Annotated in this window: 21 protein-coding genes and 2 pseudogenes; 3 read left to right on the top strand and 20 right to left on the bottom strand. The window is 54.2% G+C overall.

The window, feature by feature from the left end:
- Positions 1 to 11: 11 nt before the first annotated feature.
- The 3 genes from B7E11_RS17400 to B7E11_RS17390 all read left to right on the top strand — a co-directional run bounded on the left by B7E11_RS17400 (position 12) and on the right by B7E11_RS17390 (position 3,032).
- Positions 12 to 1,283, top strand: coding sequence for a YheC/YheD family endospore coat-associated protein (locus B7E11_RS17400; RefSeq protein WP_139787234.1), 1,272 nt, complete (start codon positions 12 to 14; stop codon positions 1,281 to 1,283).
- 247 nt (positions 1,284 to 1,530) lie between these two features.
- The gene (locus B7E11_RS17395) at positions 1,531 to 1,959 is read left to right on the top strand and encodes a hypothetical protein (protein ID WP_080836888.1); all 429 of its coding nucleotides are present in this window, start codon (positions 1,531 to 1,533) and stop codon (positions 1,957 to 1,959) included.
- On the top strand, positions 1,956 to 3,032 hold the full coding sequence (locus B7E11_RS17390; RefSeq protein WP_080836887.1) for a phosphodiester glycosidase family protein: 1,077 nt from the start codon (positions 1,956 to 1,958) through the stop codon (positions 3,030 to 3,032). The genes B7E11_RS17395 and B7E11_RS17390 overlap by 4 nt, the downstream gene beginning before the upstream one ends.
- A gap of 25 nt (positions 3,033 to 3,057) precedes the next feature.
- On the opposite strand, the gene B7E11_RS17385 is transcribed toward B7E11_RS17390, so the two are convergent.
- From B7E11_RS17385 to yfkAB, 20 genes and pseudogenes are all read right to left on the bottom strand, one after another.
- Positions 3,058 to 3,309, bottom strand: a complete 252-nt coding sequence (locus B7E11_RS17385; protein WP_176220799.1) for a hypothetical protein — start codon at positions 3,307 to 3,309, stop codon at positions 3,058 to 3,060.
- A gap of 188 nt (positions 3,310 to 3,497) precedes the next feature.
- A pseudogene (locus B7E11_RS17380) lies at positions 3,498 to 4,275 on the bottom strand (UbiA family prenyltransferase).
- On the bottom strand, positions 4,214 to 4,432 hold the full coding sequence (locus B7E11_RS29635) for a hypothetical protein (RefSeq protein ID WP_176220745.1): 219 nt from the start codon (positions 4,430 to 4,432) through the stop codon (positions 4,214 to 4,216). The pseudogene B7E11_RS17380 and the gene B7E11_RS29635 overlap by 62 nt, the downstream one beginning before the upstream one ends.
- 95 nt (positions 4,433 to 4,527) lie before the next feature.
- A complete protein-coding gene (locus tag B7E11_RS17375; protein ID WP_080836885.1) occupies positions 4,528 to 5,724 on the bottom strand; it encodes an MFS transporter in 1,197 nt (398 codons plus the stop codon).
- Between the two features lie 3 nt (positions 5,725 to 5,727).
- Entirely contained in the window at positions 5,728 to 7,812 is a 2,085-nt protein-coding gene (locus B7E11_RS17370; protein ID WP_080836884.1) for a glucosidase family protein, read from the bottom strand.
- Positions 7,813 to 7,848: 36 nt separating this feature from the next.
- Positions 7,849 to 8,679, bottom strand: coding sequence for a carbohydrate ABC transporter permease (locus tag B7E11_RS17365; protein WP_080836882.1), 831 nt, complete (start codon positions 8,677 to 8,679; stop codon positions 7,849 to 7,851).
- 6 nt (positions 8,680 to 8,685) lie between these two features.
- Positions 8,686 to 9,618 carry a carbohydrate ABC transporter permease gene (locus B7E11_RS17360; protein WP_080836881.1) on the bottom strand — a complete coding sequence of 311 codons (933 nt, stop codon included), beginning with the start codon at positions 9,616 to 9,618 and terminating at the stop codon, positions 8,686 to 8,688.
- Between the two features lie 140 nt (positions 9,619 to 9,758).
- The gene (locus B7E11_RS17355; protein ID WP_176220798.1) at positions 9,759 to 11,069 is read right to left on the bottom strand and encodes an ABC transporter substrate-binding protein; all 1,311 of its coding nucleotides are present in this window, start codon (positions 11,067 to 11,069) and stop codon (positions 9,759 to 9,761) included.
- A complete protein-coding gene (locus tag B7E11_RS17350; RefSeq protein WP_080836878.1) occupies positions 11,066 to 12,088 on the bottom strand; it encodes an ROK family protein in 1,023 nt (340 codons plus the stop codon). Before B7E11_RS17350 ends, B7E11_RS17355 begins: the two co-directional genes overlap by 4 nt.
- Before the next feature lie 14 nt (positions 12,089 to 12,102).
- Positions 12,103 to 13,281, bottom strand: a complete 1,179-nt coding sequence (locus B7E11_RS17345; protein ID WP_080836876.1) for an ROK family transcriptional regulator — start codon at positions 13,279 to 13,281, stop codon at positions 12,103 to 12,105.
- 333 nt (positions 13,282 to 13,614) lie between these two features.
- Positions 13,615 to 15,033 (bottom strand): group II intron reverse transcriptase/maturase, encoded by a 1,419-nt coding sequence (ltrA, locus tag B7E11_RS17340; RefSeq protein WP_080836874.1) that lies wholly within the window; start codon positions 15,031 to 15,033, stop codon positions 13,615 to 13,617.
- A gap of 795 nt (positions 15,034 to 15,828) precedes the next feature.
- A pseudogene (locus B7E11_RS17325) lies at positions 15,829 to 16,344 on the bottom strand (IS91 family transposase); the annotation flags it as partial.
- Between the two features lie 107 nt (positions 16,345 to 16,451).
- Positions 16,452 to 17,387 (bottom strand): heme o synthase, encoded by a 936-nt coding sequence (gene cyoE, locus B7E11_RS17320; protein WP_080836873.1) that lies wholly within the window; start codon positions 17,385 to 17,387, stop codon positions 16,452 to 16,454.
- 210 nt (positions 17,388 to 17,597) lie between these two features.
- Positions 17,598 to 18,176, bottom strand: a complete 579-nt coding sequence (thpR, locus tag B7E11_RS17315) for an RNA 2',3'-cyclic phosphodiesterase (protein ID WP_176220797.1) — start codon at positions 18,174 to 18,176, stop codon at positions 17,598 to 17,600.
- A 155-nt stretch (positions 18,177 to 18,331) separates the two neighbouring features.
- Positions 18,332 to 18,694, bottom strand: coding sequence for a hypothetical protein (locus B7E11_RS17310; protein ID WP_080836870.1), 363 nt, complete (start codon positions 18,692 to 18,694; stop codon positions 18,332 to 18,334).
- Positions 18,695 to 19,047: 353 nt separating this feature from the next.
- Positions 19,048 to 19,617 carry a manganese catalase family protein gene (locus tag B7E11_RS17305; protein WP_080836868.1) on the bottom strand — a complete coding sequence of 190 codons (570 nt, stop codon included), beginning with the start codon at positions 19,615 to 19,617 and terminating at the stop codon, positions 19,048 to 19,050.
- Positions 19,618 to 19,629: 12 nt separating this feature from the next.
- Complete coding sequence (locus tag B7E11_RS17300) at positions 19,630 to 19,917, bottom strand: spore coat protein CotJB (protein WP_080836867.1); 288 nt, start codon at positions 19,915 to 19,917, stop codon at positions 19,630 to 19,632.
- 17 nt (positions 19,918 to 19,934) lie between these two features.
- The gene (locus tag B7E11_RS17295) at positions 19,935 to 20,153 is read right to left on the bottom strand and encodes a spore coat associated protein CotJA (RefSeq protein ID WP_245809754.1); all 219 of its coding nucleotides are present in this window, start codon (positions 20,151 to 20,153) and stop codon (positions 19,935 to 19,937) included.
- A gap of 145 nt (positions 20,154 to 20,298) precedes the next feature.
- Positions 20,299 to 21,681, bottom strand: coding sequence for a hemolysin family protein (locus B7E11_RS17290; protein WP_080836864.1), 1,383 nt, complete (start codon positions 21,679 to 21,681; stop codon positions 20,299 to 20,301).
- A 38-nt stretch (positions 21,682 to 21,719) separates the two neighbouring features.
- Positions 21,720 to 22,874, bottom strand: coding sequence for a radical SAM/CxCxxxxC motif protein YfkAB (yfkAB, locus tag B7E11_RS17285; protein ID WP_080836863.1), 1,155 nt, complete (start codon positions 22,872 to 22,874; stop codon positions 21,720 to 21,722).
- Positions 22,875 to 22,916 lie beyond the last annotated feature (42 nt).

Raw genomic sequence — 22,916 nt, 5'->3', positions numbered from 1 at the left:
GAGGTGAGCCCGTGGCCAAGCAGCCTGTCCTGGGAATCCTGACGCTGTATTTGAACGATAAAAAAACGCTGGAAGAACGCGCCGTCTACGAAAAAATGATCTCCGCCGGCCAGCAGCTCGGCCTGAATGTGTTCGTCTTTACGCCGGAAGACGTGGAAGAGCGGACGAACCGCATTCATGCGATGATTTACGATCCCGAGTCGCGCTCGTGGCAGCGCAAGTGGGTCCGGTTCCCCCACATGATCTACGACCGGTGCCGGATCCAGCGCTCCAAGCGCTTCGAGAAGCTGCTCAGCTTTCGCCGGAAATACGGCCACCTCACGTTTTTGAACCGGCCGCTGCGCAACAAATGGACCGTCTACCGGACGCTGGCCAAAGTGTCCGCCTTTCAAAAGCATTTGCCCGCGACCCGGCTGTACGAAGCGTCCGACGACGTCCTGCAGCTGCTTCGCAAGTTTTCGCTCGTCTATTTGAAGCCGATCAACGGCACCGGCGGCCGCGGAATTTTGCGAATCGAGCGGGCCGGGGGCAAATTGCTCGTCCAGGGACGCGATCATCGGCGCCGGATTATCGAGCCGAAGCGGATCACGCGCGAGCAATTGGCGACGACGCTGCGGACGTGGAGCGCGACCGGCGACAAATATATCGCCCAGCAGGGGCTTCATATCAAGCTGCCGAACGGGCGGGTTCACGACTACCGCATGCTCGTGCAGAAAAACGGCTCGGGCGAATGGGAGGTGACCGGCTGCGCCGGGCGCATCGGGCCCGCCCGCAGCATTACGTCCAATTTGCATGGGGGCGGCGAAGCTGCGCCGATGAACCGTCTGCTGCGGCAATGGGTCGCCAGCGAAACGGAGGCGGCGCAAATTCGCCGGACGGCGGAAACGCTCGGCATCGAGGTCGCCCGCCATCTGGAAACGTCCTACGGCGCTCTTTGCGAGCTGGCGCTCGACCTCGCCATCGACCGAAACGGGCGCGTCTGGCTGCTCGAGGTCAACCCGAAGCCCGCCCGCGAAGTGTTCATCCGCGCGGGCGAGCGGACCGTCTACCGTCAAGCGATCGTGCGTCCGCTGGAGTACGCTCTCTGGCTTTACGCCCGCAAACGCGCCGGACGCAGCGGCATGAGCGCGGGACAGACGGGATCGGGCGACGCGAGCCGCACCGGGAAGTCCATGATGCGGTCGATCGGGGCGGAAGCCGCCGCGGAAGAAACGGTCGAGGCGGCGCCGCAAGCCTCGGCCGCCGGCGCGGCCTCGAAGCCGGCCCTTGCCGGCAAGCGGTAGGCTCCGCGAAACGAAAGGAAATTCCCCTGCGTCAGGGGATGATTTTCAAAGCCTTTCCAGCGAAGAAGACCTCGGCCTCCGCCCGATGGCGAAAGCCGAGGTCCTCTCGTTCGCTTTTTTGCCGGTTCAAGACGATTTCGCGTCCAAAAAAGGATAAAAGTAGTAGGCGGATGGTGCCTTCACACCTCTCCCCCCCTATGCTAGAATGAAATTTCAACCTAGATTTTGAGGTGAACTAACAAGCCTTATGAAGTCCGAACAATTGGCGAGCGCGCCCGAAGAAGGCGTCGTTCCCGCGCAACGCAGAGCATCCAAGCCCTCTTTCATTCCTTTTCTCATTTTGTGGGTCGTTCTGATCGGAGGCGGAATCGCCGGATCCGTCTGGTATACCGGTTATCTTAAGCAGCAGGTCGCGCAAGATCTGGAACGGCAAACCGCCGCCCAAATCGCCGCGCTTCAATCCGAATACTTAAACAGGCTTGAACAACTCGAGACGAGCTACGCCGCCGAAATGGACAAGCTTTCCGCCAAAGTCGATACGCTGAACGAGCTGCTGACGTTTACGCAGGACAACGCGAACGACAGAACCGATAACAGCAACCAGCTGTACACGCAAATCAGCGAGCTGAAAAAACAGCTGGATCAACTCAAGAAAAACCTGGACGTGCTGAAATGATGTCCCCCGTAAAAAAGATGAACCGGACGCTCTTGCTCGCGTGCGCTCCGTTCATCGGCATGATGGGGTGGATCGCCGCCTCCGACTTCTCCGTCACGCTGGGGATTTCCGATTTGGGCCGCATCAGCGCCGAAACGCCGCCGGCCATCGCCGAGAAAGCGCGGCATGTCGCGGACAAGCTCGACGAAGCCGCCGGCACCGCGGAGACGATCTCGGCCGCCGTCAAAAAAGTGTCCGAACTGTACGCGAAAACGAACGAAAGCATGCAGGCGATGCTGACGACGGCCAAGGCGCAGGTGAATCGCCCCGCCGCCATTTACGACAAGCGGATTACGAGCCGGCTCGGCACGCCGAAGGATTCGGTGACGTCGGACAAGCTGCGGGCGCAGCTGTTTGCGATCTCGGCGCAAAAGTTCAGCGGATACGCGCTGAAGGTGCAGCTCAAGTCCGCGGACGCGATGAAGCTCGCGCTCGGCAAGGACGAGCTCGGAGGCGCGGAAACGACGCTGGCCGCCGTCAAGCGGCGCGGCGCCGTCGCGGGCATCAACGCGGGCGGCTTTGCCGACGCGGGGGGCAAGCGTTATCCGATCGGCACGACGATCGTGGACGGGGAATACGCGAGCGGCTTTACCGCCAGCTATTCCGATCTGTTCTTCGTCGGCATTAACAAAAATTTGAAGCTCGTCGGCGGCAAGTTTTCCAGCCAGGAGCAGCTCGACAAGTTGCAGCCGATGTACGGGGCGTCGTTCGTGCCGATCCTGCGCAAAAACGGCGTCAACCAGGCAATACCGTCCAAGTGGCAATCCAGTCCGGCGCGCGCTCCGCGAACGGTCATCGCCAATTACAAGGACAACCAGCTCCTCTTCCTCGTCATCGACGGGCGGGACGAGAACGGAAGCTCGGGCGCCACGCTGGAGGAGATTCAAATATTGCTGGAGCGGTACGGCGCGATCGACGGCTACAATTTGGACGGCGGCGGCTCCTCGACGCTTGTCTTCAAAGGCAGGGTCGTCAATCATCCGTCGGACGGGAAACAGCGTCCGCTGGCAACAAACTTTCTGTTGTTTTCCTAAAAAAAGAACCGGTCCTGGCGACCGTTCAGCTTCGCCATCGCCTCCTTCGAAAACCCGATGCCGTCGTCGCGGATTTCGATCTCGACCGAGCGGCCCGCTCGATCGCCGTGTTGACCTGGCCGAGGATGACGTTCAAATCCTGCCGGGTCTGGTTCTCCAGCATTTCGGCGGACTTGCGATAAGCCGTCGTTCCGATGAACAACGAGGGGATGGTGCTGAGAAGAATAAAAAACAGAAACAGCTTCGTCCTGAAGCGCGTGTTTTTCCATCTTGTCATCGCTTCACCTCATGCATAACAGCGCTTTCAGGTTCATTAAAGGTAACATCGCGCCGGAAAAATTGTCAATACGCAAAACAAGGATGCTTTCGTTCCGGCGGTCTGCCGAGCGCAACGCCGCGCCGTGCCGGAACATAAAAAGATCCCCCGGCTTCCCCGCCGGAGGATCGAAATCCAAAGCTGCGATATCAGAACAACGACATGATCAAGGAATAGCCGATGACAAGAACGAACAACAGCGTAAGATGATTCAGCGAATAAACGAACATCAGCTTCGCCCATTTGGCCGAGTCCCATTTCCGGTTGCCGACGATGCTGAGCGCGAGCCATCCGGCGCTGAGCAGGAATGCCGCGATCGCGAGAAACGAGCTGACCGGGACGAACAACAGGCTGGAGAGGACAAGCAAAGCCAGATAGACGTTCGTTTGCAGATAGGTGCGGCGCATCCCTTTGACGACCGGCAGCATCGGCACGTTCGCGGCGCGGAGGCATCGCTCCCGACAGGCTGCCGACCTCCGTATTGTAGATCGTGCGGCGCTTTGTCCACATTGTATACGGAAAGACGTACAGGAACAGTCCCAAAAACCCGAACAGCGCGGCAAGCGGCGAAGCGACGTACAGGGCGAGCATTCCGACGACGGCCATGCCGATCCCGAGCAGCAGCGCGGATCGCGTTTTGATCTGGCCGGTCACGGTCGGGCGTCCCCGGGTCCGCTCCATCATGAAGTCGATGTCCCGGTCGTACACGTTGTTAAAGGCGCCGGCGGCGCCGATGACGAGCGCGGATCCGACGATCGCGAGCACGATTTCCCCGATTTTGTCGAGAAAGCGGACGTCGTTCACATACAGGGCCATGCTTAGGCCCGCCAGCATCGCGATCAGATTGGATTTGATAATTCCCGTTTTAATCGTTTGGAAAAAAATATTTTGCAGCTCCCGAAACGGAAGCACTTGAGACGGCTTCATCGATTCTTTTCCCGCATCGGCGATTTGTAAAAAAAGGCACAATAATGTCATGAAGGTGTGACAGCCCCGTTACGAAAAGAGCCACTTCTTCCCAATATTCCCGCGAATACGGATCTTTATTTGCGATAGGCTCGGCGGCGAGCGCGTCGTCCGGCACCCCGTCCGTGCCTCCGGCAAAATTCCGGGCAAGCGTAATATGGCAGTCGTCCGGATGCGTCCATTTTCGAAACGGTTCTTCGGCTATCTTTAAGGTTATACTGAAGTGTTCCTTCTCATGTTCGACACGATAAGCAACAGTCCGGCTCCCAAAAACGCGCTGACTGTACAAGCAAAATACATAAGTGAAGGACCGCCGATATCCAGCAAATATCCGTTCAGCAAGTTACCTGCAATTCCCGCTAACCCTACGAAGACCATATTGAAAATGCTTTGTCCGGTTGCCTGCAGCCTTTTACCTGCAGTGTTTGCTACATACTCCACGGCTGCGATGTAAAAAAATCCGAACGACAACCCATGCAACACCTGGATGGCGATCATGACATCGGACGACGGAAACACCCATTGGATCCCCCACCGCAGCACATAAGCCGTCGCCGCAATCAACAAAAGCCGCTCTCTTCCCAGTTTCGCGGACAAGCGCGAAGCAATCAGCATGGATGGCACATTCGTCGCGGAAGCGAGCAGGAGTGCGACGCCAGTCATGGCATAAGTGCCGCCGGCCAGTTGAAACGAAAGCGTAAAATAGGAATTAAATGCCGTCAATGTCTGATTGATCATAAAGCATCCGGCCAAAAAGAGAAGAAATCTTCGGTTTATCAGAAGCTCCCGAACGCCGTTTGTAAATGAAGCAGCCGCTACCTTTGACTTCGTTGAGGACGGCAGGAATAGAATCGCGATCAACCCGAGCAAATTGATGAAGGCGAACGGGAGCCATAATGATGTAAGCGAGAACCATGACAGATACAATCCTCCCAAGTACCCGCCCAAAGCGTTTCCAAGACTGCCAAGGCTTCGAATGGACCCGTATGTCGCATTTGATTTTTTCGCCGCTTCCACCGCATATGCATCCGCTATTGGTGCATAAGTCGCGGAAAAGACAATTGACATGATATAGGCGACGCTGATGACCGCAACCCACTGCAAATTGTAAAAGTAGGCTGCGCAGGCCGGGATCAGCATACTGAGTGCCAGCACGAACTTCGTTCGTTCGTAACGGTCAACGATAAAGCCCCACACCGGCTGTGCGAGAATGGATGCGAAGGTTCCCGCAGCCATGATCCAGCCGACCGTGCTGCTGTTCAAGCCATGATGGGCAAGAATCAATGTCAAGTACGGATTGAACACGCCGCCGGCCAGTCCGTTCGTGAAATAGAGTCCCCGAAGCTTGAATAGTGCGCTGAAAGAAAACGCATGAGCGGTTATACGTTCGGCAAACGCCAATCTTTTCATGAATCAAACGTCCGAGATGTTTCTTTTAACAAAACGGACAACACCATCCTTGGCGCTATAGTCGTAGGTTTCGCCGCGGTATCGGATACCCGCCACGCAAGTTTCTCCCCATGGCGGAGCAATCGGAACGATATTACCGTTTAGCGGTGGCATAAGACCTAGTCCGCCATACAAAACGGCAGCGGCTGGCATACCGCTCCAACCCTGCAGATCGGAACCTTTACCATAGACTGGATCGTAATATTCCACTGGCGTCAACCATTGACGTTCCAATCCGTACGTAAACCATCGTGTCAGAGGATATTCCCAATCTTTTCGCGACAGCCGCAACTTGGCCCAAGCGAGGATTCCGCTCCAATACGGCCAGTCGCTTCCGTTATGATAGCGTAAAGGGTAAGCGGACTTTTCGACCAGGTGTTCGACGTTTGAATACTGCGGGAAGACCGTCATGACCCCCCAATCGCCGTAGGGCTGTTCGTCGTTGTTTCGAGTTTCGAGGTTGGCGGTGAGCAAATCCAGGATACGCTGTTGATCTTGTTCCGCACCGATCCCGTAAACCGGAGCAAGCGCCTGCTCAACCGAAATATTATTTTCCTGTTTCCCTTCTCCCCCGATGTTTTCGTAGTTCCGGTAGCCAACAGCATCGTCCCATAACCGTTCGTGCAGCTTTACCGTCAGGCTGGTCGTATTAGCGTCCCAAATTTCCCTTTCAGTCGAAACGTTATCTCCCGAGGCAGTCCATTTTTCCGCATAAACCATGATTTCCGCAAAGCATTGGCGCGCCCTTAAATAAAGCAGTGAATCGTAAGCGACCGCACCTTGACGAACGACATTGTCGCACCAATCCCGACGATTGTCCGGTTTTACCAGCAATTGAAGTTCGCGTTCGATAATCCCGTTTAATTTTTCCATGCACAATCCGGCCCATTCAAGAAGGGTCCGACCGTTCACCGTTTCCGCAAGCAACCCTTTGTCATGCGTCCAGGCCAAGTAGTCGTGCAGCATCATGACGAAGAAAGATGGCGAATCATAGTGGTCCGGCCAAAACTGTTCAAAACGATCCCGAAGCACGTTATAAATAACCGCGCTCGGACACGAACCGTCATTCGAAATTGCATGCGCAAGCGTAACGATCTCGTTCCGAACCCATTCCGGCTTGAACGGCAAGAGCGGCAGCAACGTCCAGTAACCGTCCCGGAAGTAGGTGCGGGAAGGGCTCTGATAATTGACCCCGGCATAAAACGCGGCGAACTTTTTCCCGCTGACCTTGTAGGACGAATGCGATACGTTCAGGCAAGCCGCGACAAGCGAATTCAGAGTCTCTTGACCATTTGCCGAGAAGGATTCTTTCAGCCACGACCGGTAGCTTTCCGCCGCTTCCCAATCCGCGGCCGCCCCCTCTGCGAGCTCGTCGGAGGCCAGAGGTTCCATACCTCCGGTAATCCCCAATGTAAAGACAACCTTTTGTCCGGGCCGGGCAAGGTCGACGAAGTCGAGAACCATCCGTGGACCTTCTTGTTCGATTCTCTCAGCTCTATGACTGGAAGCAAGACGAACCGAATAATCCGCTCCGAATTCCGCCTCCCAGACGGTGCGCAATTCGTTCCAGGCTTCCTTCATCTTGGTTGCATGATAACTTCCATGTTTCTCAACCATTGCGGACATATAGCCTTTCAGGTCCCACTGCATGCCGTGCCGAAGCAAAATCCGGGCCGGTTCCGATCCCTGATTTTCAAATTCAAAGCAAATATAAAGCGCATTCCGTTCATTTCCGCTATACTGCTTCACCCTTACCGACACCCCGTCCAGTTCTTCAGCGGAGAGGTAGTCTATTTCCATCCCGCGGCCAAGCACCTCGATTCGCTTGCGGTGTCTGTAGGGCAGGCGTTTGCCGTTAACCGACCAGGCGGCAAACCAGCTTTTCTCCGTTAAGAGAGACCATTGCCCGGCAACCGAGTATTTCGAAACGCCACCGTTGCCATCGAACTGCGCAAGCAGAGAAATGTTGGAAATATCGTATTCTACAGGATTGTACCATGCGGCTTCTGTGACGATGCTGTGATTAAGGGGATAGGATACGGTGTTCATGCCAACCAGCTCCAGTCGGGTAAATGTGTGAATACATTACTTGGACGAGCCTTGAGAAAGGCCGCTAACGAAATGTCTTTGAAAGAACAGGAAGAGGATAATGATCGGAATAACCGCAATGACTGTGTAAGCTGCCATCGGCCCCAGTTCTCCCATCCGTTGGCCTAGCGCGTTGCGCAATCCTACCGGAATCGTACGAACTTCGTCGGAAGAGGTAAGGGTGAGCGCGATCATGAACTCGTTCCAGGTCCGGACGAAAACGAGGATTGCCGCGGCCGCAAGACCTGGCCGGACTAGAGGAAGCAAAATCGTAAAGAAGATGCGCATGCGGGAGCACCCGTCGATCATCGCGGCCTCTTCAATTTCCATGGACAGACTTTCGAGGAAATCCTTCATGACAAAAATGACCATCGGAATTCCTGTAGCCGTGTACGCCAGAATAACGGCCCACAGCGAATTCAGCAGCCCCAGTGCATGCATAAGGACGTAGAGCGGAATGACGGTCAGAAGCGCCGGAATCATCCGAACAGAAAATATTGCCATAAAAATCGTGTTCCGAAACGGGAATTTTAATCTTCCAAGGGCATAGCCGGCAAGTGAACCCAGCAAAAGCGACAATACGAGCGAAACCCCGGTTACGATCACGCTGTTCATGAAATAGGTGACGATCGGAGAATTTTGGATCGCGCTGATGTAATTTCCCCAAGTCGGACTTTGAGGGAAAAAGGTAGGCGGAAAGCTGCCCCATTCAGCCGCCGGCTTGAGTGACAGCATAGCGATCCAAAGCAGTGGCCCGAGCGAAATTGCCGCCCAGAACAACACGGGCAAATAGGCGACAAATGTCCAGATCCGGTCCTTTTTTTTCATCCCAGGTTATGCCTCCTTCCTTCTCAATACTCGGTAATAGACCAGGCTCAAAATCAGGTTGACGAGGAACATCAATACGGCTATGGCGGAGCCCTTTTCGAATTGACCGAGAGAGAACGCCGTGTTATACATTTGGATGCCAAGCAGATTGGTGGCTTCAAGCGGCCCGCCCGCGGTCAGCGCATAGACAAGGTCGAATTCATTGAACGTGCTCGTGGTGATCCAGATCAGCGTGATCAGCACGGTCGGCTTCAGCAGCGGCAATGTGATGTAACATAGCTGCTGAAACCCGTTCGCCCCGTCGATCATCGCCGCTTCGTATACATCCTCGGGGACGGACTGCAAACCGGCAAGGAGCATGACCATGGAGAACGGCATCCCGAACCAGAGATTGGCCACAATGACCATTTCCATCGCACTGTCGACTCCCAACCAAGCAATTGGCTCGGACAAAATCCCGAGTGACATCAGCATGTAATTTAGCAGACCGGTTTTATCGGAAATGAAAAACAACTGAAAAATGACCGCGATAACGACGGGCGACAATACCCACGGGATGATAATGATGCTTCGCAAGAACGCATTGACCCTGAGCTTCTTTTTCAAAATGAGGGCCAGGATCAGCCCGACGCTAAATTGAAGGATGACGGACCAGAACGTAAAGACAACTGTTTTCCACATCGATAACCAGAATGCGGAACTGCGCAGAACTTCGACGTAATTTTGCAGTCCGACGAATCTGCGGTTGAAGACAAGAAACTTGCTTTCGAAAAAACTCATATATAAGGCGTAAAAGGTGGGATAGAAAGCAAATACGCCGATAAACAGAAGTACCGGAAGCAAAAATGCGAGGCCGATCGTCCATTCCTTCTGCCATTTCCGTCTTTTTTGGGGCACCTCGGCCTGCACCGGTCCCCGGTGCGAAATTGAATTATCCATTTCCTTCCTCCCAGAACATGATGCAAACACCTTCGGTCCTGCCGCCTTACTTAAAATAATATTTCACGCTCCATACAGCAGCCTTTGAATAAACGGCGCCGGACCGGCAGTCCGGAACGACGCCTCTACTTATGCTAATATTATTGGGATTCGACTTTACTTTGCGCATAATCAAGCGCTTCTTGAACCGGTTTTTGCTTGCCAAGTACCAATTGAATCGCATCCCGGTAAGCTTGAGACAGTGCTTCGTAAGTTTCCGTTTTCGGACGCGGACGAGCATAAGGCATAATGTCGACAAAGCTCTTGAAAATCGGGTCGGACGTGAAGGCTTCGTCTTTGTAAGCCGACAATCGCATTGGCATGTTGCCCGTTCCGTTTTTGAATATGTTGATTTCATGCTCCGGAGAAGTTACTTTCTCGATCCATTTCCAGGCTTCGTCTTTATTTTGCGAATTGTCGAAGATGACCCATGTTCCATAACCGACCGCTGTTGCCGGCTCATCCGTAACCGCATCGTCCGGAAGCGGAATCGGAGCGGATGCAAGCTTTCCTTTCAGGCTGTCCTGGGCCAGGAAGCTAGCGTCGCTGCGCCATTCCCAAGAGCCTACAATAGCCATGGCTGATTGGCCGCTAACGATGCTGGCGGCAACCTCTTTTTTTGTTTTCATATAGCTGTCGGGAGGGGATACTTTATCTTTCAATACCAGGTCCGACATAAATTGAACGGTCTTGACAATCGGTTCGCTGGTTAGTGTCGGCTTGCCGCTTCCATCCACGAAATCTCCGCCCAAATCCCAAATCCAGGGCAGCGAACGCATCGATGTATGCTCAGAATTGCCCCCGTTCATGGCAAAGCCGTACTCGATTCCTTCCGATTTGCCGACCTCCATCAGCTTTTTCGAGGCTGTCACCAATTCGCTCCACGTCTTCGGAGCTTCAAGCCCCACTTTGTCCAGCAAATCCTTCCGGTAGAGCAGCGTTCTTACGTCGCCGTCGCCGGGAATACCGTAGACTTGACCGTCAAATACGACGGATTCCCATACTTTCTCGGGGAAATCGTCCGATTGTCCCCATTCGTCCGTATAATTGTTCAATGCCGCGAGAATGCCGGTCGATTGAAATTCCGCCAACCATTGTCCGTCGAGAAACGCAGCATCTGGCAGGTTGTTAGCCGAAATGGCGGCAAGCAGTTTGGTCCGAATGCTATCGTTTGTAATTTTCTCGATTTTTAGCTCTACATCCGGGTTTTCTTTATTGTATTCGGCAATGACCGTATCCATCGGTCCGCTGATTTCCGTTTTATACGGATCGGTCCAGTCCCAAATGACGACTTCTTTCTTCTGCCCGCCACTTTCACTTCCTCCAACGTTCGAACCGGACGAACATCCGGCTGTCAACAGACTTACCGCCAATACGGAGCTTGCAATCGAAAACCATGCTTTTGCTTTCATGAATGTACCTCCTGCATCGATTTTTTCATGACATGCTTTCGGCATTTCTCGAGGACGCCCGCCAACGCTCCGAGCGCGCCGGCACGATTTCCAAGCTTAGCCGAAACTACGGCAGCCGGAATGGGCGTAAAATGTTTCATTTTCTCGCAAATCGCTTCCAAGTACACCTCCCCTGCTTCCGCAACACCACCTCCCATCACAACGAGAGCCGGATTCAGCAGCGATACGGCGTTCGCCAAGCCTATAGCCATATACGTGAGCGGCTTGTCCAGTATTTTAAGCGCCTCCGAATCCCCTTGACCGGCGGCATCGAGAACATGGCGCGCATTGATCGCCTCAAGATCAAAACCGGCCATCTCCCGGATCAAGGAAGGCTTGTCGTTACCGGTCAGATGCTCTTGAGCTCGGCGGCCAATTGCCGTTCCCGAAGCGACATTCTCAAATTGGCCGAATTCAAACGGTCGTTCTTGCGCCCGTTCGGCCGAATCGGCCCCGGAATCCGGAGCTTTGATAATAAAATATCCGAGTTCTCCTGCAGCGTGTGTCGCTCCCCGGTAAATATCGCCGTTAAGAAAAACCGCCCCTCCGATACCTGTCCCGACCGTGACCATAAGAAAATCGTCCACCCCTGCCGCCGCTCCAAGCCAATGTTCGCCCAGAGCGGCGACATTTACATCGTTGTCGAGATACAACTCTCCTTGGAAATACTTGCGGATACTCTCCTTAATGTTGGGGGCGTTCCACGGAAAAGCCGGTGCATTTCTTAAAATGCCTTCATCATCGTTAATGACGCCCGGAAACCCGAGCCCGATGCCTTCGATTGCCATTTTAGGCAAACCATTCTCGGCTGCCGCTGCTTCCAACTCTCCTATGATGCGGGCAAAGAAACGATCGGGATCCATACTCGCATCCGTCGGAAACTTCTTTTCTGCAATGATTTTGCCGTCTTCAGCAGCCAAAACCATCATTACTTTTGTTCCGCCGATGTCAACTCCCGCGAACACTGAATTCTGCGTCAATTCCAATCCCTCGTTTAACTTGATATGATGTTTTCCTTGATGTACTCGATCGTGTGGGCAACAGCCGTCTGAACTGCCCCCACAAGCACCGACTCTCTTCCGAGCGAGGCCGACTCAAGCTGAGGCTTGACCGCAAAGTACTCCGCGATATGCTGCTGAAGCAGCCTCAACACATAAGGTTGTTCGCCGATTCTTCCCCCGAGAATGATGAGCTGCGGGGCAAGTACGGTAAACAGGCTGTGAAGCCCGTATGCGACATCTCTTATATAAATGACAAAGATCTTTCGAGCGACAGAATCCCCTTCATTCACGGCAGAAAATAAAACGTCCAGGTTCAACGTAACGCCTCTGAGCGTACTTTCGGTTTTATCCTCCTCCAGTATCCTTTGAGCTAGTTCCAGAAGTCCCTTCTCCGAAATGCAGTCTTCCAGACGCCTCCCTTGTCCTGTCGTCATATCGCCGAATTCACCAGCCACTCCCCCGAGTCCTCTGAGCAGTTGGCCTCGCACCATAACGCCGGCTCCCACTCCCGCGTCGACCGACAGATAGGCAAATACATCCTTGTCGCGGGCGGCGCCTCTTTCATATTCAGCCAAAGCCGCCAAATTTACGTCATTCTCCAGCAGGATATCGCATGGGAACCATTCAGACAGCTTATTTCGGGAAAAAAAAGGGTCGAGCCCTTGCAAATTCGAAACGATCATGGATGCTTCCCCGAGCTCGTTGACCACTGCAGGTATCCCGAATGCGATACATTTGACTTTTTCCCAAGTTATCCCTTTGTGCCCGAGCAAGGCTTCCGTCTCATCCCGCAAGAAGCGAAGCAAGGACTCCGGTTTCAGTACTTGCTGCGGCATGGGGATTTCTTTTCTTGCAACGATTTCTCCACTTAGATCGGCCACCACCAGACGAACGAGCACCGCTCCGATCTCGATACCGCACACATAATAGTAGGAGCTAATAAAATCGACCAAAGTTGGTTTACGGCCGTAACCGGTGCCTCCCGGCCCGATTTCCCGAACAAGCCCCAGATCCAACAAATTCTTCACAGACGATGACACCGTTGGCTTACTTAGCCCAGTCAGACGGCTGATTTCGGCGCGGGATAATCCGCGATTCCGAATGGTCAATTCCAAAACCAATTTTTCGTTGATGCTTCGAATAAGCTGAGGGTTACCAATAGAATCATTCATGAAATGATCCGCCTTTATTAAATTTGTAAACTTTATTAACTAATTAAAAAAACGCTACCCTGGAAACAATTTAAAATACACTTGGTTAGTAAACTTTATTAACAAACAGGATGCATGTATTTTCTCATTGCTTATATAAAACCAAGTTATGTTGTGATTATAATCGAAACACCATGATGCGTCAACAAATTTAACATAAACTTGTTTAACGGAAGATTATATTCCACAACCAAAATCCTGGCTCCCCTAATCGGGTAGGAGGCTACTCATTAGTTGAGTAGCCGACCTCCCACACCACCGTACGTACCGTTCGGTATACGGCGGTTCCTAAGTTTATATTCGAACAGACTTGAAATACGCTGAGAAGGTTGTGTAACCGGCTTTCTCCAGAAGTATGTCGGTTACAGTCGTGTGCAGGATTGGGCTTTTGGCTGTTCGCCAATAGCCTTTTCTTGTACTCGCGAACTTGAAGGCGGTGTTGTGGTCGTTTCCGAGTTTACGCAGCATGGCATATCGGGTTCGTACGCGTTTCCAACGTTTCCAAATGTACATGCGTATTCTTCTTCTGAGCCATTGATCGGTTACCTTAAGCAGGCTCTTCATATCCGCGAGTTTGAAGTAATTCAACCATCCCGTTATGAATTGTTTCAGCTTTAATTTCAGCTCGTCATATCCAAACCCATTGCTTCTTGCCGTGAGCTCTTTTATTCTCGCTTTCATTTTGCTGATGCTCTTGGCGTGGGTACGTAATTTAATTCCGTCCTTGGACGGATAGAATCCGTAGCCCAGAAATTTGATCTTTCCGATGTAGGCCACCACTGTCTTCTCTCGGTTCACCCGAAGTCGCAGTTTTCCTTCGATGAATGGCAGAATGTGTTCCAGCATCCGCGCCGCTGACCTTTTCGTCCTTGCGAAAAGGAGCATATCGTCCGCATATCTGACGAACTTGATTCCTCTGCGCTCCAGTTCGCGGTCTAACTCGTTCAGCATGATGTTACTGCACAGGGGACTAATATTGCCGCCCTGTACAAGTCCCAGCTCTGTCTCCTCGAATTTCCCCTTGTTGATCGCGCCTGCCGCCAGATATTTGTGGATCAGCGATACGACTCTGCCGTCTTTAATCGTTCTGGACAGCAGTTCGATCATCTTCGCTTGATTGACTGTGTCGAAGAATTTCTCCAAATCCATGTCTACGACATAGGTGTATCCTTCGTTTGCGTAGGCCTTACATTTCCTTAAGGCATCGTGCGCGCTTCTCTTGGGTCTGAATCCATAGCTGGTTTCAGCAAATTGGGGTTCGAAGATGGGTTGTAGCACCTGTGCCACGGCTTGCTGCAGCATTCTGTCCACTGCGGTCGGTATGCCCAGCGTTCGCATCTTCCCGTTGTCCTTGGGGATCTCCACCCTGCGGACCGGATTTGGACGATATTTTCCGTCCAGAACAAGCTTTACGAGTTCATCTCCGTTGTCTTTGAGATATTGTAGCAATTCCTCTACTTCCATCCCATCGACGCCGTGTGCGCCTTTGTTCCTCTTCACTTGCTTGTAGGCATTGTTCAGATTCTCCCGGCTCAAGATTTGCTCTAGTAGCTTGTCCCCTCGGCTGTTGGTGTTGGTGTTGTTGTTTTCAGTTATCCGCTTGTCGGTAAGCGCTCCCGCATACCCTTCGTGTTCCGCACTATCTCTTTGCGGGCAGCCCTTGCTACAGCAAGGTATTCTGCTTTCTTTTGTCCCGACTTTGGTAACTTTCATTGACTAACACCTCCTTAGGTTCAACCCTTCATAACGCTTGTCGCGTTACTAATATGGTCTCTGCTGACTTCTCACGATAAATCTTGTTTCAACCGCATCTCGCTCATCCGCTTCATGCGTCCGTGAGACCTCCCACGGTAAGACGCGTCGCTTTCATCCCATGTACCCGCCGTATTTACATCCTCGTGTCCGTGCAGTTTATTGGATTTTGTCTTGTTTAGCAGACTCGTCCCACTTTGGATGCCTGATGCGATTCGTGTTCCTCGGGTCGGGACTTTGCCTCCAGCTTCCTTCAGATTCCACCTCGCGATGGACACCCTTGCTCTTGGCTAATGGTTGGCAACTGCCAGCCCCCATAGCGGACTTTCACCGCCTAGCTGCGCGTCATGCGTGGCGCACTAAGAAAAACCGTCAGGGAAGATCTCCCTGACGGTCCTTTTGGGTTTGGAGGATATCCGAAATGTGGTATTCGTACCCGTGAACGCCTTTGTAATGCTCCGGGTACATCGTTCCCCCACAGGATTCACATCTGAATTGGGGCGGTACCGACGGATCTCCCCCATCCATTCGGTCAAAGTCACGTACCACCTTTAACGGAATGAGTTCCGCTTCCAGACAGCTTAGACAGATGTACTTAACTTGCCCGTTCGTAAGCGGATTGGGCTTTTTCTTTTTGTCTGGCTTTCGTTTCTTCGATACTGGTGAGATGGTCAATCATCCTCTCCAAACAGGCATGCGTCGTCCGGCAACGGGCATACTTCACCTGCAATTTCCCTTCTTGCAGACACACTTCTCCCTTGTATTCATCCCTCCCATGGTCACCAGCATGTGCACATGGGGATTGAAGTTCAGTCTCGAGCCAAACGTATGTAATCCGGCGATGATCCCCGGCGTCACTTTCCGCTTCTTCTGAAAATACGCCTGTACCACTCGCACCGCTTCGTCCACGTAGCTCTTCAGCAAATCACGGTGCACCAAAAAAACATCCCACAGCCCCTCGTCAATCGTAAATACGACGTGACGATGATGAACCTGCAGCACGTCATCCAGCAAGAGCCGGCTCCACTCCTCCGTCTCTCCGCAGGAGCAGGTGGTGCAGAATCGCCCCTTACAACGATACGGCACCACTTTCAGGTCATGGCAGCCTTCGCAAACCATTAGCTTAAAGCCGTTCCGAGGGTCTCCGCATTTCCGGAACTTCTCCACTTCTTTTAACACGCAGGCACGGACTCGGGAACCGTTCTTTTCCACGAATCGTTCCCAGTGCCGGTTCTCGTCAAAAAAGATTCGCTTCAGGATGTTCGCTTCCATACCGCTATTTTACCAATTCAACCTTAAAACCGAAACCGATATACTTTCTTTAATGTCAAAAAATCCCCCGGCTTTCCCCGCCGGAGGATCGAAATTCAAGCTCGATATTAGAACAACGACATGATCAACGAATAGCCGATGACAAGAACGAACAGCAGCGTAAGATGATTCAGCGAATAAACGAACATCAGCTTCGCCCATTTGGCCGAGTCCCATTTCCGGTTGCCGACGATGCTGAGCACGAGCCATCCGGCGCTGAGCAGGAATGCCGCGATCGCGAGAAACGAGCTGACCGGGACGAACAACAGGCTGGAGAGGACAAGCAAAGCCAGATAGACGTTCGTTTGCAGATAGGTGCGGCGCATCCCTTTGACGACCGGCAGCATCGGCACGTTCGCCGCTTTGTACTCGTCGTGGCGGCGAATGGCGATCGCGTAAAAGTGGGGCATTTGCCAAAGCAGCATCACGACGAACATCGCCAGCGCCCCGGGCTGGAGCAGATCGGACGAAATGGCGGTCCAGCCGATCAGGGGAGGCATCGCTCCCGACAGGCTGCCGACCTCCGTATTGTAGATCGTGCGGCGCTTTGTCCACATTGTATACGGAAAGACGTACAGGAACAGTCCCAAAAACCCGAACAGCGCGGCAAGCGGCGAAGCGACGTACAGGGCGAGCATTCCGACGACGGCCATGCCGATCCCGAGCAGCAGCGCGGATCGCGTTTTGATCTGGCCGGTCACGGTCGGGCGTCCCCGGGTCCGCTCCATCATGAAGTCGATGTCCCGGTCGTACACGTTGTTAAAGGCGCCGGCGGCGCCGATGACGAGCGCGGATCCGACGATCGCGAGCACGATTTCCCCGATTTTGTCGAGAAAGCGGACGTCGTTCACATACAGGGCCATGCTTAGGCCCGCCAGCATCGCGATCAGATTGGATTTGATAATTCCCGTTTTAATCGTTTGGAAAAAAATATTTTGCAGCTCCCGAAACGGAAGCACTTGAGACGGCTTCATCGATTCTTTTCCCGCATCGGCGATTCTCATCGACGTTGCTACCCCCTTGCATGTAATGGTCACCTTACAAGAGTACCATATTTTCAAGCGCAACATCGACGATTTGTAAAAAAAGGCACAATAATGTCATGAAGGTGTGACAGCCCCGTTACGAAAAGAGCCGCTTCTTCCCAATATTCCCGCGAATACGGATCTTTATTTGCGATAGGCTCGGCGGCGAGCGCGTCCGCCCGCTCTCTTTCATTCGCGCAACGGAAACTCCTTGACCGTCTCGTACATCGGCGAAGAACCGAGTCGGGTGCGCATGAGCGCGAAGCGGTCGGCCTTCCAGGTCAAGCCGGCGGGCGCGGAGACGAGCGCGTCTTCCGGCATCCCGTCGTCGGCTCCGCGAAAATTCCGCGCAAGCGTAATATGCGAAGCGAAGGGCCGGTCTTCGGGAACGAAGCCGAGCGGGCTTGTCGATCGGATCACTTGCTCGTGAAGCGAAGCCAACGCATGCGTATTTCCCGACAACGCGGCCCACAGGACGCGCGGGGCCCGGCGCGGGCCGAACGTCCCGGCTCCGTCCAGCGTCAACGGGATGGGGTCGGCTTTGATTCCTCGTAAGGCCTCGCGGAGTCGGTCGGCCTTGGCCGCGGACGTTTCTCCGAGAAACTGCAGCGTAATATGGTAGTCGTTCGGATGCGTCCATTTTCGAAACGGAAGCCGCTCCCGCTGCGCTTGCGTCCAGCGGCTCAGTTCTTCGGCAATGCGCGGCGCCAGCGGCAGGGCCACGAACAAACGCATGTTTCGGTCCTCGGAACCGGTTTTTCCGCTCATCGTTTCACGTTCCTTCGTCGGTGGAATAAACCAAACCATTTTCTCTGCTTAGAGTGCCCGGCCGGCCGGCACCTAAACCATTTGCCGGCAGGAAAGGGAAAGAAATCGTCGTTACAGCAACAAGAGGGGCAGCAACGGCCGCCCCTCCTGCCATCCTAATTTTCCGTTTTTCCGTAAACCAGAATGCCGGTTACGGTCTTGTTGTCCTCCAGATCGAGCTGAAGCGTCACGACGAATTGCTCGTTGTCCTTGCGGCCCGAATAATTGAAGAAATCGGCTTCCTCCATCTTGTAAGCTTCCGAATAGCCGGCTTCCTGCGCATAACCGTAATATAAAGCTACGGCTTCCTCGAAGGGCATCTCCGTTTCGATCGATACCGTGGCGGTATCGTCGCCGCTGATGGACGATGTGACGGCTACGTTCGCCGGAATCGGCACATCCGCGGGGAACCCTTCGGGAATCTCCGCTTCGCCGGAGAGCCTGATTTGCTCGCCGTCTTCCTTCGTAATCGTCGTCACGCCTCGCCCCTCCGTATTTGGATTCTCCTCGACTCCCGAACAGGCGCTCAGGAGCGCACATGCAGTCAGGACAACGGCTGACAGGCTCCAAACGCGTTTCTCGATCATGTTCGCCTTTCCTCTCTCCTCTTCCTGATTTCCCCCTGCGGGTGAACAGATTTATTCTAAGGAAAAGAGAGGACGCCCAATAGTTACAAGTTGTCATCGTTCTTGTCATGTTCGTCACTTTTTTTCGCTTTTCGTCCAGCGAACCAAATTGGTAGCGGTTGCGCGAATGCTCGAAAAAAAGGGAAACGCCGGCAGGCCGGAAGCCCCGAAACGGCTCCCGGCCCGTGCCTTGCCCCGAGTTTCCTTCAAAACACCTTTTTCTGCCCCCGGTCCGCCTTGATGATTTCCACCGCTTCCCTGAACCGCAACGAGTGCACGATTTCCCGCTCCCGCAGAAACCTGAGCCCGTCCTGCAAATCGACGTCGTCGGTCATGTCGATCAGCCATTGATAGGTCGCCCGCGCCTTCTCCTCGGCCGCGATATCCTCGTAGAGGTCCGCGATCGGGTCGCCCTTTGCCTGAATGTACGCCGCCGTCCACGGCACCCCGCTCGCGTTCTCGTAAAACAGCGCGTTGTCGTGATTGACGAAGTGCGGGCCCAGCCCGGCCGCCTCCAGCATCTCCGGCGTCGCGTCCTTCGTCAGCTTGTAAACCATCGTGGCGATCATTTCGAGATGGGCGAATTCCTCCGTGCCGATGTCGGTCAGCAGCCCGATGACCCGGTCCGGGATCGAATAGCGCTGGTTCAAGTACCGGAGGGCCGCCGAAAGCTCGCCGTCCGCCCCGCCGTACTGCTCGATCAGATAACGGGCCATCCGCGGATCGCATTTGCTCACTTTGACGGGATACTGCAGTTTTTTTTCATAAATCCACATCGGCTTCCCTCCTTATACCTGCCAAGGCCAGGGTGTGTCGTTCCACTGCCACGGGTAGCGCGTAAAGCTGTGGCCGAACTGCATGAGCGGCCCGTACTTCAATTCGAAGGCGTGGGCGATTTGGCTGCGCCGCTGCGCCAACTGATTGAATTGCTGGATCGCCTGCATGTCGGCCGGGTGTGTGTCCAAATAAAGCGACAGCTCCACGAGGGCGAAGTCGACCTTCTGCAGCTCTTCCAGTTCCTTCCGGTACTGTTCGTCTCCGCGCGCGGGTCTTGTTTCCGCTTTTTCTTCCGGCATGATGTACGCTCCTCCTTTTACGCCTTTTTCGTGCGCCTCGAAGGGTAGGGACTGTACAACGCCGGCCACAGCGTCCCTTTGCGAAGCGCTTCGTCGAGCGGGAATTGAGGCAAATTCATCGGCTGAAACGGGATGAACTGATTGGGCGGAACGACATACCATTTCGTTTTAATGGGCGGGCACGGATCGCACTGGCCTACGTAAGGGTGCCAATCTCGCCACTGTCCGTCGTACACGTCGCATCCTCCTTTAGGACCATTAACCTTCTCCCTGAATATATGATCATAGCCCATTCGACTTGCCCGTCCGGCGAAAATAAAGTCCCGTTAGCGAAAAAACAAAAACTGCCGCAACATGCGGCAGTTATCGCTAAAATCCCCTCTATTTCGGCTCCTGCGCCGGATCCGGCGCGATTTTTTCGAGTGCGCCCGTTCTCCGCTTGTAAATGTGAACGCGTTGGACGCGATGGCCTTTCGTCTGCGACACTTCGAACATGTATCCGGAAAACTCGATTTTCCGGCCTTTCGCGATGTTGCCCTCGAGCGTTTTGAACAGCCAGCCGCCGATCGAATCCACCTCGTCGTCCTCGATTTCGATCCCGAACATATCGTTGACGTCTTCGATCAGCATCCGTCCCTCGACGGAAGTGATCTCCCCGCGCACGAGAACGCTCGGCGGCTCGTCGTCGAATTCGTCGTGGATTTCGCCGACGATTTCCTCGAGAATCGTTTCGGCGGTCAGCATCCCCGCCGTACCGCCGTATTCGTCGATGACGACCGCGAGCTGCGACTTGCGCTTCTGCATCAACTTGAGCACTTTGCTGATTTCCATCGACTCCGGCACGCTCAAAATCGGGCGCAAAAACTCCCGCAAATCGTGTTCTTCGTCGGGATCCGCCGTGAACAAATCGGCGATATGCACGAACCCGATGATCTGATCCTTGTCTTCGATGGCGACGGGATACCGGGTATGGCGGGCGGCATAAGCCAGCTTCAAATTTTCGCGGAAGGGCTGGTTGATAAACATGCAATCCATATCGGTCCGCGGAAGCATGATTTCGCGAGCGACGCGGTCGGCGAATTCGAAGACGTTGTCGAACAGCGTCATTTCCTCTTTGTCGATAATGCCGCTTTTTGCGCTTTCGTTCATCAAAATCCGGATTTCTTCTTCGGTATGGGCCGCTTCGTGCTCGCTGGCCGGCCGGACGCCGAACAAGCTCAGCAGGCTGTTGGCCGCGCCGTTCAGCACCCAGATCACGGGCATGAACAGCCTGTAAAACATCAAAAGCGGCCAGGAGAGCCAAAGCGATACGCCCTCCGACTTTTGAATCGCGAGCGACTTCGGCGCCAGCTCCCCGAGCACGATATGCGCGAACGTGATGACGATAAACGCGATAATGCCGGATACGGTATGGATGACCGCTTCGTTCGTCACATGCAGTTGGTAGAGCAGCGGCTCAACGATGAGCTCGGCGATCGCGGGTTCGCCGGTCCAGCCGAGCCCGAGGGAAGCCAGGGTGATGCCAAGCTGGGTCGCGGACAGGTAGGCATCCAGCTTGCGGTTGACTTTCAGAGCGTATCGGGCTTTCAGGTTGCCTTCATTGACCAATTGGGTCAACCGGGATTGCCGCACCTTGACAAGGGAGAATTCCGCGGCGACGAAAAAACCGTTAAGGAACACCAAAAACGCCACGATAACCAGATTCCAGACGATAGACCCCCATAAAAAATCGGTATTCTCCAATGAAATCCCGCTCTCTTCCATGAATTGAAACTTTATGATCGCACCGAATCGGGCCCGATTTACACCCGGGCAGCGCGTTTCGTAAAATCGACTCCCCGGTAATACATATCGCGCACGAGCAAGTTAGGGCCGCAGCAGCCGGCCGCCGGGCAGTGACAGTTGACTTCCCTTTGCAGTCGGTGGGCTTGCCAGCGGTCGAAGACGGCATCGAGTTTCTCGGTCCGCACGTTGCCGAAGGAAGGAATCGAAGCGAAATCGGTGACGTATACGTCGCCGGTAAATAAATTGACGTTGACGCGGTTTCGGCCGTCCGGATCGTTGCGGACGGTTACGTTGGGCTCTTCGCGAAGCCGGCGCAGCAGCGCCCGTTCCTTAGCGTCGTCGCTGCAGGCGTAAAAGGGCAGCGTGCCGAACAGCATCCAGATGCCGGGGTCGCGGACATCAAGCAGTCCCGAGATCGTCTCCATCATTTGTTCCTTCGAGATGACCGGAAGATTGCTTGCGAAAGAGCTCGGGTACATCGGATGCACTTCGTGGCGAAGACAACCCATTTCGACGATCAGCCGATGGATTTCGTTCATCTTGTCGTGCGTTCGGAAGTTGATCATCGATTCCGCGGATACGAACAAGCCGCCCTCCGCAAGCTTGCGCGCGTTCTCCATCATTCGCTCGTACATTCTGGAGGAAGCGTCGGCTCCGACCTTGCGGCCGGAACGCGCAAAGCCGACCCGGTGAAAATCTTCCGCGGCGGTGTAGTTGAACGATATGTGCATCACGTCGAGATAGGGAGCGATTCGCTCGTACCGCTCGTAATCCAGCGTCACGTTGGAATTCAATTGCGATCGGATGCCGCGCGAGCGGGCATATTTGAGCAGCGGCAGCAGGATGTTGTCGACCGTCTCCTTGCGGAAGGTCGGCTCTCCTCCGGTGAGACTGATCGTCTCCAAGTGCTCCGCTTCGTCAAGCCTGCGAAAGATCAGATCGAGCGGCAAATGCGGCAGTTCGGTCATGGTCAGGCTGTCGCCGACCGCGCAATGCTCGCAGCGCATGTTGCATAAGTGGGTGGCCGTAAACTCTACGCTCGTCAGCACATGGCGGCCGTGCCGCTGCAGCGAGCGAATCGGATCCCACGGATCGTACTGGGGCGAAATCGGCAAAAAATGAGAAGGCGGCGCGAACGGAGCCGGCGCTGCCTGGGCTGGAAAGCCATGCATATTCATAAAACTCCTGTCGTAACGATTCATTTCATGTATATT

It is taken from the genome of Cohnella massiliensis (assembly GCF_900169535.1).
Taxonomy (GTDB): Bacteria; Bacillota; Bacilli; order Paenibacillales; family Paenibacillaceae; genus Cohnella; species Cohnella algarum.
Note: the sequence above shows the minus strand (reverse complement) of the source record. Positions and strands in the feature narration are given on the sequence as shown.

Coding starts and splice junctions, on each gene's coding strand:
- B7E11_RS17395 (WP_080836888.1), top strand. CDS start 1,531: ATGAAGTCCGAACAATTGGCGAGCGCGCCCGAAGAAGGCGTCGTTCCC.
- B7E11_RS17390 (WP_080836887.1), top strand. CDS start 1,956: ATGATGTCCCCCGTAAAAAAGATGAACCGGACGCTCTTGCTCGCGTGC.
- B7E11_RS17385 (WP_176220799.1), bottom strand. CDS start 3,309: ATGACAAGATGGAAAAACACGCGCTTCAGGACGAAGCTGTTTCTGTTT.
- B7E11_RS17375 (WP_080836885.1), bottom strand. CDS start 5,724: ATGAAAAGATTGGCGTTTGCCGAACGTATAACCGCTCATGCGTTTTCT.
- B7E11_RS17370 (WP_080836884.1), bottom strand. CDS start 7,812: ATGAACACCGTATCCTATCCCCTTAATCACAGCATCGTCACAGAAGCC.
- B7E11_RS17365 (WP_080836882.1), bottom strand. CDS start 8,679: ATGAAAAAAAAGGACCGGATCTGGACATTTGTCGCCTATTTGCCCGTG.
- B7E11_RS17360 (WP_080836881.1), bottom strand. CDS start 9,618: ATGGATAATTCAATTTCGCACCGGGGACCGGTGCAGGCCGAGGTGCCC.
- B7E11_RS17355 (WP_176220798.1), bottom strand. CDS start 11,069: ATGAAAGCAAAAGCATGGTTTTCGATTGCAAGCTCCGTATTGGCGGTA.
- B7E11_RS17345 (WP_080836876.1), bottom strand. CDS start 13,281: ATGAATGATTCTATTGGTAACCCTCAGCTTATTCGAAGCATCAACGAA.
- ltrA (WP_080836874.1), bottom strand. CDS start 15,033: ATGAAAGTTACCAAAGTCGGGACAAAAGAAAGCAGAATACCTTGCTGT.
- cyoE (WP_080836873.1), bottom strand. CDS start 17,387: ATGAGAATCGCCGATGCGGGAAAAGAATCGATGAAGCCGTCTCAAGTG.
- thpR (WP_176220797.1), bottom strand. CDS start 18,176: ATGAGCGGAAAAACCGGTTCCGAGGACCGAAACATGCGTTTGTTCGTG.
- B7E11_RS17305 (WP_080836868.1), bottom strand. CDS start 19,617: ATGTGGATTTATGAAAAAAAACTGCAGTATCCCGTCAAAGTGAGCAAA.
- B7E11_RS17300 (WP_080836867.1), bottom strand. CDS start 19,917: ATGCCGGAAGAAAAAGCGGAAACAAGACCCGCGCGCGGAGACGAACAG.
- B7E11_RS17290 (WP_080836864.1), bottom strand. CDS start 21,681: ATGGAAGAGAGCGGGATTTCATTGGAGAATACCGATTTTTTATGGGGG.
- yfkAB (WP_080836863.1), bottom strand. CDS start 22,874: ATGCATGGCTTTCCAGCCCAGGCAGCGCCGGCTCCGTTCGCGCCGCCT.